Annotated in this window: 11 protein-coding genes; 6 read left to right on the forward strand and 5 right to left on the reverse strand. The window is 68.5% G+C overall.

The genetic code is table 11. From position 1 onward, the window contains the following. Positions 1 to 42: 42 nt before the first annotated feature. Both GKZ92_RS12985 and GKZ92_RS12990 read left to right on the forward strand, forming a co-directional pair. Positions 43 to 1593, forward strand: a complete 1551-nt coding sequence (locus tag GKZ92_RS12985; RefSeq protein ID WP_259347561.1) for an RNA polymerase sigma factor — start codon at positions 43 to 45, stop codon at positions 1591 to 1593. Between the two features lie 226 nt (positions 1594 to 1819). Then, positions 1820 to 2029, forward strand: a complete 210-nt coding sequence (locus tag GKZ92_RS12990; protein WP_005197291.1) for a DUF7455 domain-containing protein — start codon at positions 1820 to 1822, stop codon at positions 2027 to 2029. A 95-nt stretch (positions 2030 to 2124) separates the two neighbouring features. On the opposite strand, the gene GKZ92_RS12995 is transcribed toward GKZ92_RS12990, so the two are convergent. Beyond that, a complete protein-coding gene (locus GKZ92_RS12995) occupies positions 2125 to 3882 on the reverse strand; it encodes a DEAD/DEAH box helicase (protein ID WP_006357269.1) in 1758 nt (585 codons plus the stop codon). 268 nt (positions 3883 to 4150) lie between these two features. On the opposite strand from GKZ92_RS12995, the gene GKZ92_RS13000 reads away from it, so the two are divergent. Next, a complete protein-coding gene (locus GKZ92_RS13000; RefSeq protein ID WP_139319493.1) occupies positions 4151 to 5416 on the forward strand; it encodes a YihY/virulence factor BrkB family protein in 1266 nt (421 codons plus the stop codon). A 21-nt stretch (positions 5417 to 5437) separates the two neighbouring features. Here the strand turns inward: GKZ92_RS13000 and GKZ92_RS13005 are convergent, their stop codons facing one another. Continuing rightward, positions 5438 to 5710, reverse strand: coding sequence for a DUF3039 domain-containing protein (locus GKZ92_RS13005; RefSeq protein ID WP_005197294.1), 273 nt, complete (start codon positions 5708 to 5710; stop codon positions 5438 to 5440). Positions 5711 to 5843: 133 nt separating this feature from the next. On the opposite strand from GKZ92_RS13005, the gene GKZ92_RS13010 reads away from it, so the two are divergent. Together GKZ92_RS13010 and GKZ92_RS13015 are read left to right on the forward strand one after the other, a co-directional pair. Continuing rightward, positions 5844 to 6281 carry a DUF3099 domain-containing protein gene (locus GKZ92_RS13010; protein ID WP_127962955.1) on the forward strand — a complete coding sequence of 146 codons (438 nt, stop codon included), beginning with the start codon at positions 5844 to 5846 and terminating at the stop codon, positions 6279 to 6281. 255 nt (positions 6282 to 6536) lie between these two features. After that, on the forward strand, positions 6537 to 7475 hold the full coding sequence (locus GKZ92_RS13015) for a sigma-70 family RNA polymerase sigma factor (RefSeq protein ID WP_174310882.1): 939 nt from the start codon (positions 6537 to 6539) through the stop codon (positions 7473 to 7475). Between the two features lie 13 nt (positions 7476 to 7488). On the opposite strand, the gene GKZ92_RS13020 is transcribed toward GKZ92_RS13015, so the two are convergent. Next, entirely contained in the window at positions 7489 to 10326 is a 2838-nt protein-coding gene (locus tag GKZ92_RS13020; protein ID WP_035754135.1) for a bifunctional acetate--CoA ligase family protein/GNAT family N-acetyltransferase, read from the reverse strand. Then, positions 10319 to 11575: an acetoin utilization protein AcuC gene (locus GKZ92_RS13025; RefSeq protein ID WP_006359499.1), complete on the reverse strand. Its 1257-nt coding sequence runs from the start codon at positions 11573 to 11575 to the stop codon at positions 10319 to 10321. The genes GKZ92_RS13020 and GKZ92_RS13025 overlap by 8 nt, the downstream gene beginning before the upstream one ends. Before the next feature lie 160 nt (positions 11576 to 11735). Between GKZ92_RS13025 and GKZ92_RS13030 the strand changes: the two genes are divergently transcribed. Next, positions 11736 to 12431, forward strand: a complete 696-nt coding sequence (locus GKZ92_RS13030; protein WP_006359500.1) for a metal-dependent transcriptional regulator — start codon at positions 11736 to 11738, stop codon at positions 12429 to 12431. A 49-nt stretch (positions 12432 to 12480) separates the two neighbouring features. Here the strand turns inward: GKZ92_RS13030 and GKZ92_RS13035 are convergent, their stop codons facing one another. After that, positions 12481 to 13572: a DUF4192 domain-containing protein gene (locus GKZ92_RS13035; RefSeq protein WP_006359501.1), complete on the reverse strand. Its 1092-nt coding sequence runs from the start codon at positions 13570 to 13572 to the stop codon at positions 12481 to 12483. Positions 13573 to 13628: the final 56 nt, after the last annotated feature.

Raw genomic sequence — 13628 nt, forward strand, 5'->3', positions numbered from 1 at the left:
TGACCAGGGCTTTGTCACATCGGGCGAGCCGATGTCGTTACAATGGTCGTCACCGGTCATCTGAACCGAGAAACCAAGCCCTTGTCCACGGCGGCTCGTGCTGCCGTGTCACGTCTCACGGGACCCGACAAAGACTCCGCTGAAGAGAAGTTCGAAAGGTTGTACGTGGCAGCCATCAAGACCCGCCAGGGGGACGCCGAGGCCGACGAGACCCAGTCGACCACCGCCTCGACCGAAACCCCGGCCAAGCGGACCGCCAAGAAGGCTGCGAAGAAGACCGCTGCCAAGAAGGCGCCCGCGAAGAAGGCAGCAGCGAAGAAGGCCACCAAGAAGGCAGCCCCCAAGAAGGCAGCCAAGAAGGCCACTTCCGCCGAGGGTGTCGCCGACACCGACGCCGAGCCCGATGACCCGAACTCGATCGACGACATCGACGTCGCCGACGGCGAGCTCGAGGACGTGGAGATCGACGACATCGAGGTCGACGACGAGGACGAGACCGAGGACTCCGACGACGCGGACGAGTCCGAGGAGGCCGAGGCGGCACCCGCCGGCGCCAAGACCGCGGCAAAGGAGCCGACCAAGACCGACGCCGCCGCCAAGTCCGGTGACTTCGTCTGGGACGAAGAGGAGTCGGAGGCACTCCGCCAGGCCCGCAAGGACGCCGAGCTCACCGCTTCCGCCGACAGCGTGCGCGCCTACCTCAAGCAGATCGGCAAGGTCGCCCTCCTCAACGCCGAAGAGGAGGTCGAGCTCGCCAAGCGCATCGAGGCCGGTCTGTTCGCCACCGAGCGTCTCCGTCGGATGATGGATTCCGGCGAGAAGATCAGCACCGCGCAGAAGCGCGACCTGAACTGGATCTCCCGCGACGGCAACCGTGCGAAGAACCACCTGCTCGAGGCCAACCTCCGTCTGGTCGTCTCGCTCGCCAAGCGCTACACCGGCCGCGGCATGGCGTTCCTGGATCTGATCCAGGAGGGCAACCTCGGTCTGATCCGCGCGGTCGAGAAGTTCGACTACACAAAGGGTTACAAGTTCTCGACCTACGCCACGTGGTGGATTCGCCAGGCGATCACCCGCGCGATGGCCGACCAGGCCCGCACCATCCGCATCCCGGTGCACATGGTCGAGGTCATCAACAAGCTGGGCCGTATCCAGCGTGAGCTCCTCCAGGACCTCGGCCGCGAGCCGACTCCCGAGGAACTCGCCAAGGAGATGGACATCACCCCGGAGAAGGTGCTGGAGATCCAGCAGTACGCCCGGGAGCCCATCTCGCTGGACCAGACCATCGGCGACGAGGGCGACAGCCAGCTCGGCGACTTCATCGAGGACTCCGAGGCGGTCGTCGCGGTCGACGCGGTGAGCTTCACCCTCCTGCAGGATCAGCTGCAGTCGGTCCTCGAGACGCTGTCCGAGCGCGAGGCGGGCGTGGTGCGTCTGCGCTTCGGTCTCACCGACGGCCAGCCCCGCACCCTCGACGAGATCGGTCAGGTCTACGGCGTCACGCGTGAGCGCATCCGCCAGATCGAGTCCAAGACGATGTCGAAGCTACGCCACCCGTCGCGGTCGCAGGTTCTCCGGGATTACCTGGACTAGTTCCGCACTCCGGAAAACCGGTCGCCGACCCCGGACGGCTGATTCCGGGAGACGTTGTCGGATTGTTGCCTGGGGTTAACGGTGAGTGACGACACACCGATAGCACCTGCCGGAACAATACGAAGCCGCCGAGCGTCTGACAGAGTGAGGTTTGACGCATCGCCCGGATGTGTCGGCTCGAAGGGAAGGCGTCCGGATACCGGCGCCGGACCGGGACGGAGGAACAATGACTGACATCGCCACCACCACAGCCCCGATCTACCTACCGCTCACCGCCGCCGATCGCTGTGATCGCTGCGGTGCCGCAGCCAAGGTACGTGCCGTCCTGCCCAAGGGCGGCGAGCTTCTCTTCTGCCGTCATCACTTCAACGAGCACGAAGCCCGACTGGTGGAGCTCAGCGCCACCGTGGTCGAAGCCGAGGGCGAACTGGTCTGACACTCGTCATGGCCTGACGGGCGAGCCCCAGACGATGAGAGAACCCGGCCGGAACATCCGGCCGGGTTCTCTCATGTTCGGGTCCCCGAGGGCGCTCAGCGCCACGTCCGCAGCGCGGCGATACGTTCTTTGAGCTGCTCGGCGGTGGCCATCGCGGTCGGCGGACCACCCAGCCGGGTTCGGAGCTCGTTGTGCACCATGCCGTGGGGCTTCCCGGTGCGGTGGTGGTGCATGGCGACCAGGGTGTTGAGTTCCTTGCGCAGCGCGTGCAGGTTCTCCCCGGTGGTACCGGGCGCACGACCGGGATCAGGGGTTTCCGACTTGGGCTCGGCCGCCGGGGTCGACCGGGCGACGACCTGTTCGGCCTGGCGCTTCTGCAGCAGAGCGCGCACCTGATCGGCGTCGAGGAGTCCGGGCAGGCCGAGGTAGTCCGATTCCTCATCGCTGCCGGCGAAGGTGGCGGTGCCGAACGACGCTCCGTCGAAGATCACCTGGTCGAGTTCGGCGTCGGCGTGCAGCGACTGGAACGCCGGCTCGTCCTCCCCCGGTTCGTCCTTCTGCTTGTTCGCGTCGATGAGCAGCTGGTCGTCGAGGCCGTCGCTCTCGCGGTGCGGCTTGCCGAGGACGTGGTCGCGCTGGGCCTCCATCTGGCTGGCGAGGTCGAGCAGCACGGGGACCGACGGCAGGAACACGCTCGCGGTCTCGCCGGGGCGCCGCGATCGCACGAAGCGACCGATCGCCTGCGCGAAGAACAGCGGGGTCGACGAGCTGGTGGCGTACACGCCGACCGCGAGCCGCGGCACGTCGACGCCCTCGGACACCATGCGCACCGCGATCATCCACTCGTCCTTCGACGCGGAGAACTCGGCGATCCGGGAGGAGGACTTGGGGTCGTCGGAGAGGACCAGAGTCGGTTGCTTGCCGGTGATGGCGGTGAGCAGTTCGGCGTAGTCGCGGGCGGTCGACTGGTCGGTCGCGATGACCAGGCCGCCGGCATCGGGCATCCCGCTGGCACGCAGCTGGCCGAGTCGGGTGTGCGCGGCGGTGAGGACCGCCGGAATCCAATCACCGTGCGGGTCGAGGGCGGTCCGCCAGGCGCGCGCGGTGTGCTCGGCCGACAACGGCTCACCGAGACGCGCGGTGAACTCCTCGCCCGCGCTGGTCCGCCAGCTCGCCTCGCCGGAGTACGCCAGGAACACCACCGGACGGACGACGCCGTCCTTCAGCGCGTCGGCGTAGCCGTAGGTGTGGTCGGCCTTGGAGCGCTGGTGTCCGCCGGCCTCGGCCTCGTAGACGACGAACGGGATCGGCGAGTCGTCGGAGCGGAACGGCGTACCGGTGAGCAGCAGGCGGCGTTCCGCGTCGTCGAAGGCCTCGCGGATCGCATCACCCCACGACTTGGCGTCACCGCCGTGGTGGATCTCGTCGAGGATGACCAGGGTGCGGCGGTTCTCGGTGCGGACCCGGTGCTTGGTCGGGTGCGCGGCCACCTGGGCGTAGGTGAGGACGACGCCGTTGTAGTCGGAGCTGGTCTGTCCGGCCGAGTTCGAGAAATGCGAGTCCAGGGCGATACCCACGCGCGCGGCCGCCTCGGCCCACTGGTGCTTGAGGTGCTCGGTGGGCGCCACGACGGTGATCTGTTCGACAGTCCGATCGTCGAGCAGTTCGCGGGCGACACGCAGGCCGAACGTCGTCTTGCCGGCGCCGGGCGTCGCCACCGCGAGGAAGTCCTTCGGCCTGCGCGTCAGGTACTTGGTCAGCGCACGGCGCTGCCAGGCACGGAGCGACCCGAGATTGGGAGCGGCGGTTCCCGACGCATCGGCACTGCTGGTGGAGGGTTCGGCGGACGTCACGTGTGTGTTGCTCCTGACGGCGTACGGATTCCCTACCGGGCATGAAATGACCCCTCGCGTTGGGAGGACCCGCGCCGAAGGGGACCCGGCAATCGTACCGCCGGGCCGCCCCCGCACCCGCATCGCGACACCCCCTCGCCGCGGCTCGCCGACACCGACGCGGACATCACCGTGTGGTCGCTCCGAACGACGCGCCTGGTGACCCGGGTACCCTTTACGGCCTTCGATCGGGGATATTGAACTCATCACAACGCGAAAGAGGAATCCGGTGCCACTGACCGACGACGCGACGTCGCCGGTGGCTGCCGTGCGCCCGAATCCGTCGAGCGCGGTGACCGCTCCGCTCGACACGACGATCCGGACGCCGCGCCGGCCGGCCCCGCTCGCCGGCGACACCGAAATCCCCGGCGTCACCGCACCCGCCTCCCGTGACGTCGCGGTCGTGCACGACCGGCCGGAGAAGCCCGAGGGAGTCGACGAGCCCGTCCCGGCGAACGGCGCGAAGGCGGCTTCGGATTCGGACGACGCCGAGAACGAACCCGGTCCCCCGGTCCTACCCAACATGCACCGGGTGGTGTGGCGGACGATCGTGAAGTCCTGGGACGACGGGATCATCGGCTGGGCGGCGCAGGCCGCGTTCTGGCAGGCGCTTTCGCTGCCCCCGCTGCTGCTCGGGCTCCTCGGCTCGGTCGGTTACGTCGCGGGCTGGTTCGGACCCGGCACCGTCGACATCGTCTACGACCGCATCATCGAGTTCGCGCAGCGCACCTTCACCGAGACGGTCGTCGACGACCTGATCACCCCGACCGTGGACAGCGTCCTGGGACGGGGCCGCATCGGACTCATGTCGGTCGGCTTCATCCTGTCGCTGTGGGCCGGCTCGTCGGCGATGTCGTGTTTCATCGCCTCCATCGCCAAGGCGCACGATCAGCACGAGGTCCGGCATCCGGTGTGGCAGCGGTTCTTCGCGCTGTTCCTCTACGTCGGCTTCCTGTTCGTGGCGGTGTTCCTGCTGCCGCTGGTCGCACTCGGACCGAACTATCTGCGGGCGATCGTCCCGGAGTCGTGGGGGTCGTTCGTGACCACACTCATCGACTTCGGCTATTTCCCGTTCGTCGCGGTGCTCCTGCTGTTCGTGCTCACCACGCTCTACCACCTGGCCCTGCCCAATCCGCTGCCGTGGCACCGGCTCATCGGCGGCGCGATCGTCGCGGGCGTGTTCTTCTGGGTCGCCAGCTACGTGCTGCGCATCTACCTGACGAAGATCACCGAGGCGGGCGTGTCATACGGGGCGCTGGCGACACCGATCGCCTTCCTGCTGTTCACCTTCTCGCTCGGCTTCGGCATCGTCATCGGGGCCGAGTTCAACGCGGCGGTGCAACAGTTCTGGCCGGCCAAGGCGTCCACGACGACCCAGGTCCGGCACTGGGTCAACTCGCAGACCTCCGACTTCACCGGCCAGCTCAAGACGATTCCCGACCGGTTGTCGTCGGGACCGATCCGACGTCCCACGCGCGACCGCGAGAGCGACTGACCGGTCCCGGCGACCCCCTCGCTACTTGCGCAGCTTGGCGTAGATCTTCTTGCACTTCGGGCACACCGGCGAACCCGGCTTGGCCGCACGGGTCACCGGGAAGGTCTCGCCGCAGAGCGCGACCACATGGCTGCCCATCACGGCGCTCTCCGCGATCTTGTCCTTCTTGACGTAGTGGAAGAACTTGGGCCGGTCGTCGTCACTGCTGTCGGTGGCGTCGGCGTCGGACCTCTCGTCGGTCTCGGTGTCGGTCCACTCGTCGAGATCGGGGCGTTCGATGGTTTCAGTTGCCATTGCTCTATTGTGCGTCACCGGGGAACCCGAAGCACAGGCTGCTCCGCGGCAGCCGTCAGGTGCCCGGAATCCGTCAGTGCAATGAGCAACCGAAAGTGGGACAGTGGAGAGGGTGTTCGAACAAAGGGATTCCATGGGCGCGACCGGCCGTCAGCCGCACGACCACCACGAGGACTCGAGACGATTCGGCAGGTCGGAACACCCGGCCGTGCCCGCCGAGACCTTCCTGATCACCGACGCCCAGGACTCGCTCGAAGCGCAGCAGAAGGCCCGGGTGCGCAAGTACCTGATCATGATGGCGTTCCGCGTCCCCGCACTGATAGTCGCCGGCATCGCCTACTCGATCACCGGCTCCGGACTCCTCGCCCTGGCCATCGTCGCCATCTCCATCCCGCTGCCGTGGATGGCCGTGCTGATCGCCAACGACCGCCCGCCCCGCAAGCGCGGCGAGGTACCGCACTATAAGTACGGCGCCGACCATCACGTCGTCGGCCCGCCCGCCCTCTCGCACACCGATCAGCAACTCGACCGGGGAACCGTCGAGGGGCACGTCGTCGATCCCGACGACTGACGCGCTCGCGGTTCCCCCGCGTTCGACATCTCAGCAACTTCTCAGCCGCTCCTGCGAATCGGCGAAAGTCTTCGCAGGTCACCAAGCCTCCTTCGGGTTTGCGCCGAATGACTTTCGGGAACTATCGCCATCACATGGACGTTGGACCCAGTGAACGCATTCAAGTCAGGAGGCCGCATGTCACGCTCGACAGTTGCACGTTCGACCCCGACCACAGGTTTCGCCGATCCCGCCGCCCCGGGCACCCGCCCGGCGATGACGGAGCAGGATCTCGACGCCCAGTCGCCGGCCGCGGACCTCGTCCGCGTCTACCTCAACGGGATCGGACGCACCGCTCTCCTCAACGCAGAGCAGGAGGTCGAACTCGCCAAGCAGATCGAGGCCGGCCTCTACGCCAAGCACGTCCTGGCAACCAAGAAGCGCCTCTCGGCCACCAAGAAGCGTGACCTGGCGACCATCGTCCGCGAGGGTGAGGCGGCACGCGCCCACCTGCTCGAGGCGAATCTCCGTCTCGTCGTCTCGCTGGCCAAGCGTTACACCGGTCGCGGCATGCCGCTCCTGGATCTCATCCAGGAGGGCAACCTGGGTCTGATCCGCGCCATGGAGAAGTTCGACTACGCCAAGGGCTTCAAGTTCTCGACGTACGCCACATGGTGGATTCGTCAGGCCATCACCCGCGGCATGGCCGACCAGAGCCGCACGATCCGGCTCCCCGTCCATCTCGTCGAGCAGGTGAACAAGCTCGCCCGCATCAAGCGTGAGCTCCACCAGCAGCTCGGCCGCGAGGCCACCGACGAGGAACTGGCCAACGAGTCGGGCATCCCGGCCGAGAAGATCGCCGACCTCCTCGACCACAGCCGCGACCCGGTGAGCCTCGACATGCCGGTCGGTAGCGACGAGGAGGCGCCGCTGGGCGACTTCATCGAGGACGCCGAGGCCACCTCCGCCGAGAACGCCGTCATCGCCGGTCTCCTGCACTCCGACATCCGGGCGGTCCTCGCAACCCTCGACGAGCGTGAGCAGCAGGTCATCCGGATGCGCTACGGCCTCGACGACGGCCAGCCGCGCACCCTCGATCAGATCGGCCGCATGTTCGGACTGTCGCGCGAGCGCGTGCGTCAGATCGAGCGCGAGGTCATGGGCAAGCTGCGCGCCGGCGATCGTGCCGAGCGCCTGCGCGCCTACGCCAGCTGACGCTTCCGGTCTCCTAGCTGAGCCGTCTCGGTCCGGTGTCCCGTCTTCCGGGCACCGGGCCGACTCGTATCTGGGCGTTGAGCACCGAGGCGCCCTCGACCGACACGAGGATCGGGTCGCAGAGCACGTCGCGCACCTCGGGGATGTCGTCGACGAGTGTGGAGATCCGCAGCAACAGGTCGACGAGTGCCTCCTTGTCGGCCGGTTCCTCACCTCGATACCCGGAGAGGAGCGGCGCCGAACGCGGTTCGTCGATCAGTTCACGGGCGTCGGGTTCGGTGAGCGGGATCGCCCGGTAGCCGTGGTCCCCGAGCAGGTCGAAGGTCCGCCCGGACAACCCGAACGAGATCACCGACCCGAACGACTCGTCGTCGCGGACGCGGATGACCGTGCCGACGCCCTTCGGGGCCATCTTCTGGACATGCAGGACGTGATCGCCGGTGAGTTCGCTCAGCTCGGCGAACGCGTTGACGACCGCCGTCGCGTCGGGCAGGTCGAGCCGGGCACCCTCACGGTCGAGACGACCCCGCCACTTGGGCGAGGTGGCCTTCACCGCCACCGGGAAGCCGAGTTCCCGCGCTGCGGCCGACGCCTCGTGCATCGTCCTGACCTCACGGAACGGGACGACCGAGACGCCGTACCAGCGCAGCAGTCTCGCCGACTCGACCTGGCCGAGGAGACGGTCCGACGACTGCCCGTCCGAGTCCATCGCCTCGCGGACGTACATACGGGCCGCCTCGGGGTCGGTGCCCTCGGCCCGGTGGATCGCCGACTCCGGCCGCAACTTCCACTTCGCGTACTGCCACGCACGGGCCAATGACGCCGCGGCGCGCTCCGGGCTGGCATATGACGGGATGGACCCGCGTTCGGGCATACCGTTCGGGCCGGGTTTGGTGAGACCCGGCGGGATGCCGTCGACGGCGAGGAACGTCGTGACGATCGGCTTCTCGCCATCGGCACCCGGCGTGTTGGCCGCGGCCATCAGTGCGCGGGCGTGCCAGTCGGCGTCCACCGCCACCGGCGGCACGAAGACGACGATGATCGCGTCCACGCCGGTGTCGGTCATGGCCGCCGAGACGGCATCTTCGAACAGTTCCTCCGACGCCCCCGCACCGAGGTCGATGTTGTCGACGACCTCGAGGCCGCCGTTGCGTGCCTGGTCGGCGGCGAGACTGCCCAGCACCGACGAGTTGCCGATGATCCGAACGCGGGGTCCGCGCGGTAGCGGCTGATAGGCGAACAACGCCGCGCAGTCGAACAACTCGGGGATCGTCTCGACCTGGATGACACCGGCCTGTTCGAGCATCATGCGCGCGATCTGGTCGTCGAAGTTGGCCGTCGACCGGGCCGCACGGACCGGGCTCATCGCTCCCCTGCCCGACTTCACCGCGACGATCGGCTTGGCCCGCGACACCCGCCGCGAGATGCGCGAGAACTTGCGCGGGTTACCGAAGCTCTCCAGGTAGAGCAGGATCACGTCGGTCGAGGCGTCGCTGTCCCAGTACTGCAGCAGGTCGTTGCCGGAGACGTCGGCACGGTTGCCCGCCGAGACGAAGGTCGACAACCCGATCTGCCGCCGGGCAGCGGTGTCGAGGATCGCGATGCCCAGCGCACCGGACTGGCAGAAGAACCCGACCCGGCCGGCAGCCGGGATCCGCGGTGCAAGTGTGGCGTTGAGCGCGATCCCGGCGTCGTTGTTGGCCACGCCGAGCGCGTTCGGCCCGACGAGCCGCATGCCGTGTTCGCGGACCTGCGCGACGAGGCGACGCTCGTTCTCGAGGCCCTCCTCCTCGCCGGAGTCACCGAAACCCGCCGACACGACGACCAGCGTCCGCACACCCTTCACCAGACAGTCGTCGAGGACGTCGTCGACCCGGGACGCCGGGACCGCGACCACCGCGAGATCCACCGGGTCCGGGATGTCACGCACCGTCTCGTAGGCACGGATGCCGCGGACCGACGGCGGCCGTTCGCGGGTTCGCTTCCGGCTCGGGCTCGTCATGCGACCGAGCCGCTGCGCGTCGCTACCGGGCTCCTCCTCGACGCGGGCCGGTCCGTTCACCGGGAAGACCGGACCGGTGAACCCGCCGGCGATGATGTTGGCCAGCAACGCGTTGCCGACCTTGTTCGGATCGGTCGACGCACCGATGACCGCGACCGAGGTGGGGCGCAGCAGGTTCGCGACGCTGCGGGCCTCCGACGCGTTCTCGCGGGCGTTGCGCACCGACAGGAGCGCCTCGGTCGGGTCGATCAGGAACTCCACGTGCACCGTCGAGCCGTCGAAGCTGCGGGCGAGTTGGTAGCCGGCGTCGCGGAACACGGCGACCATGTTCGGGTTCTCGCTGAGCACCTCGGCCTCGAAGCGGGTGAAACCGTTCTCGGCCGCGGCGCCCGCGAGGTGTTCGAGCAGGATCGGTCCGAGACCGCGGCCCTGGTGTTCGTCGGCCACGACGAAGGCGACCTCGGCCGATTCCGGCTTGCCGTCGAAGGCGAGTCCCTCGTAGATGCCGACGGCGATGATCTCGCCGCCGAGCACCGCCACGATCGCCACGCGCTGCTGATGGTCGACGGTCGTCATCCGGGCGACCTCGCGGGGCGGCAGCGTCGGTGTCGGGCCGAAGTACCGCATGTAGCGGGTGCGTTCGGAGAGCTTGGAATGGAAGGCGACGATCCGCTCGGCGTCGTCGGGGACGATCGGACGCAGGTGCACGACCCCGCCGTCGGAGGCCAGCACGTCGGCGATCCAGTGTCGCGGATAGTCCCACGCGCCACGGGGTTCGGGCTGATCGGCCAGTGTTTCCGGCGTGGTCGGCGTTTGCTCTGGGGTGGACGACACGTCCTGATCAGTCACGGGGATCCTCCGGGTCGAGACCGTGCAGAGGGTACACCGCGCGGCGGGTCGCCAGGATCGCGCGATCGGTCTGTCGCTGTGCCGTTGCACTCACCCCCTCGAATGGCTCCTGACCCGCATCGCCGTCCCACGGCTGATAGTCGACGTCGCCGCCGTCGCCCATCACCCCGACCGGCGGCCGGGCATAGTCGGAGTGCACCTGGGTGGAGATCTGTTCGGCTGTGGCGCACCAGGATTCGTCGATGGTCGTGGTCGGGTCGATCTCCCGGTCGAGAGCGACGCCGAGCAGGTGGGTCCAGCTGCGCGGCACCACGTTGACGACGCCGTAGCCACCACCGCCGACCGCGATCCACCGTCCCTCACAGTATTTGTCGGCGAGATCACGCATCGCGATCATCGCCGCGCGCTGCCCCTCGACGGTGAGCGACAGGTCGGTGAGGGGATCGGCGCGATGACTGTCGGCGCCGCACTGACTGACGATGATCTGCGGTTTGAACCCGGCGATCAGTGACGGCACGACGGCATGGAATGCCCGCAGCCACAGGCGATCCTCGGTGTTGGGCATCAGCGCGAGGTTGACCGCACTCCCCTGCGCGTCGCCGTCGCCGACCTCGGTCGGCCAGCCCGTCCCCGGCCACAGCGTCGCGGGATGCTGGTGCAGCGAGACGGTCATCACGCGCGGGTCCGCCGCGAACTCCACCTGGACGCCGTCGCCGTGGTGGGCGTCGACGTCGATGTAGGCGATCCGGTCGAAGCCTTTGTCCAGCAGGTATCGGATCGCGATCGCGCAGTCGTTGTAGATGCAGAACCCGGCGGCCCGGGCCTTCATCGCGTGGTGCATGCCACCGCCGATGTTGACCGCGCGGGTCGCGGCACCCGACGCCACGGTCTGCGCGGCGGCGAGGGTGCCGCCGACGAGGAGCCGGGCGGCCTCGTGCATCCCGGCGAACACCGGGTTGTCCGCGTCGCCCAGTCCGAACAGCCGCTCGAGCAGCGGACCCGACAGCGACGCGGTGCCGGAACCCACCGCGCGGACGGCGTCGATGTAGTCGCGGGTGTGCACCGCGGTGAGGGCGTCGTCGTCGATGGCCTGCGGCGGCACCGTCTCGACGTCGTCGAGCACCCCGAGGCTCTGGGCGAGGGTCATCGTCAGCGCGAGCCTCACGGGATTCATCGGGTGGGTGTGGGCCCACCGGTAGGACAGGAAGTCCTCGCTCCAGATGACGGCCGTCGTGGAAGTGTCGGTCACAGGTTCAGGCTAGTGGTTCACCTGGCGGGCGGCTGGACGATGTCGGTTCGACCACATGTGGGTACGGTCGGGGTCGTCGCCATGTGCCGCGGCCTCGTGAGAGGGCTGTCACCGTGGGCGAACAGGGTAATCTTGGCGGGGACGAAAGGGATTGGGCACAGTGAACGATCTGGTTGACACCACCGAGATGTATCTGCGGACGATCTACGACCTCGAGGAAGAGGGGATCATGCCGCTGCGGGCGCGTATCGCCGAGCGCCTGGACCAAAGCGGCCCGACCGTCTCCCAGACCGTCGCCCGGATGGAACGCGACGGACTTCTGCGCGTCGCGGGCGACCGCCATCTCGAACTGACCGAGCGCGGCCGGTCGCTGGCCGTCGCGGTCATGCGCAAGCACCGCCTGGCCGAGCGGCTCCTGGTCGACGTCATCGGCATGCCCTGGGACCAGGTCCACGAGGAGGCCTGCCGCTGGGAGCACGTGATGAGCGAGAACGTCGAGCGTCGTCTGCTCGCCGTGCTCGAGTACCCGACGACCTCGCCCTACGGCAACCCGATCCCGGGTCTGGATCTGCTCGGCGTCGAGGTGTCCTCGACCGACGACGGTGCGACCCGGATCGCGGATCTGCCCGCAGGCGACACCGTGGCGGTCATCGTGCGGCGACTGTCCGAGCACGCACAGTCCGACGTGGGTCTCATCTCGCATCTGCGGGAGGCCGGCGTGGTTCCGAACGCCCGCGTGACCGTGACCAACGTCGCCGGCACCATCACGATCAACACCCCCGGACACGAGGGCCTGGAGCTCTCCGCCGACATGGCGCATTCGGTCTTCGTCGAGAAGGTCGTGGAGAAGGTCTGACGCGGCAGCGGTCTGGCCCAACGAGGCCGGCACCACAAAATCTCGGAGATCACCCGGCGGCGCGCCGGGTGATCTCTGGCATCTGGACCCCGAGTTCCCGGGCGGTGCCGTAGGAACCGTCGATCATCTCCCACAGCATCGTCGGCCGGACGCCGGCCCGCAGGGCGGTGTCGAGGAGTCGGGCCAGGTTCGCGTCCGGGTCGGCTTCGAGGGCGACGTCGAGTGCGACTCCGGCGTACGCCCCTTCCCCGCCGATGTAGTGCAGATGTGCCAGGAGGGTGGCCGCTCCTGCACGGCCGGGTCCGGCCAGGCGGCGTGTGAGTTCTCGCCACACCGATTCGGCGTCTTCTCGTAGGTCGGTGACGGCGAGCGCCAGCGCGGCGTCGCGGACCTGAGGTCGTCGGACGGCCTGTTCCAGCACGGCGACCTCCGCGCAGTCCAGCGGTCCCCCGCCGTCGGCGACCGATCCGATCGTGAGGTCCAGCAGCTGCGCGTCGGACATCGCCCGCCCGAGTGGAACGACGCCGCGGGTGCAGTCCGGGCAGGGCCGTCCGGCGCTGCACTCCCCGGCGACCGGTTCGAGCATGGCCCGCATCTCCGACCGGCGCGGCAGGATGCGCCGGCCGGATTTCACCGCCTCGGCGATGGCGGTCGGACAGGTCTGCGGATCGTCGAGGACGCCCTCGCGGTCGTCGAGGACGTCGACCGACCACGCTTGCCCGTCGGGACACCAGATCACCGACCACGCCGCCCCGGCATCGAAGGCGGACAGAGCGAATCCGGCGGCGACACCCCCGATGGCGTCGAAGTGGCGGTCGGCGATCGCGAGCACCCGTCGATACCGAGGACTGTCGGCCGGATAGCGGTTGTCGGCGATGATCGCCACCACCTCGTCGGCGCCGTAGGAGTGGGTGATCGCCCCGAGTCCCGCGAGCACAGTGGACAGCTCGGATGTCGGTTCGCCGGCGTCGTCGAGGGCGAGATCGTGGCGCATGGTGGCCGAGATCCCCCGGTCGGGCGCGAAGGCGACCACGATGATCGAGCGTTCCGGGATGAAGCCGAGCAACGCCGGTATCGCCGTCAGCAGCGTCGTCGGGTCGATGGGGTCACGGACGGAACGGGAGGACGCGAAGGCGGGCATGCACGAAGCATCGGCCGCGTGAGGGCGCCTCGACGGCGCGCCGGCTGACCTGTGGA

This window comes from Gordonia sp. 135 (assembly GCF_009720185.1).
GTDB lineage: Bacteria > Actinomycetota > Actinomycetes > Mycobacteriales > Mycobacteriaceae > Gordonia > Gordonia alkanivorans.

Excerpts from the sequence above, each read along its gene's own strand:
- GKZ92_RS12985 (WP_259347561.1), top strand. The coding sequence starts at position 43 with ATGGTCGTCACCGGTCATCTGAACCGAGAAACCAAGCCCTTGTCCACG.
- GKZ92_RS12990 (WP_005197291.1), top strand. The coding sequence starts at position 1,820 with ATGACTGACATCGCCACCACCACAGCCCCGATCTACCTACCGCTCACC.
- GKZ92_RS13005 (WP_005197294.1), bottom strand. The coding sequence starts at position 5,710 with ATGGCAACTGAAACCATCGAACGCCCCGATCTCGACGAGTGGACCGAC.
- GKZ92_RS13010 (WP_127962955.1), top strand. The coding sequence starts at position 5,844 with ATGGGCGCGACCGGCCGTCAGCCGCACGACCACCACGAGGACTCGAGA.
- GKZ92_RS13015 (WP_174310882.1), top strand. The coding sequence starts at position 6,537 with ATGACGGAGCAGGATCTCGACGCCCAGTCGCCGGCCGCGGACCTCGTC.
- GKZ92_RS13035 (WP_006359501.1), bottom strand. The coding sequence starts at position 13,572 with ATGCCCGCCTTCGCGTCCTCCCGTTCCGTCCGTGACCCCATCGACCCG.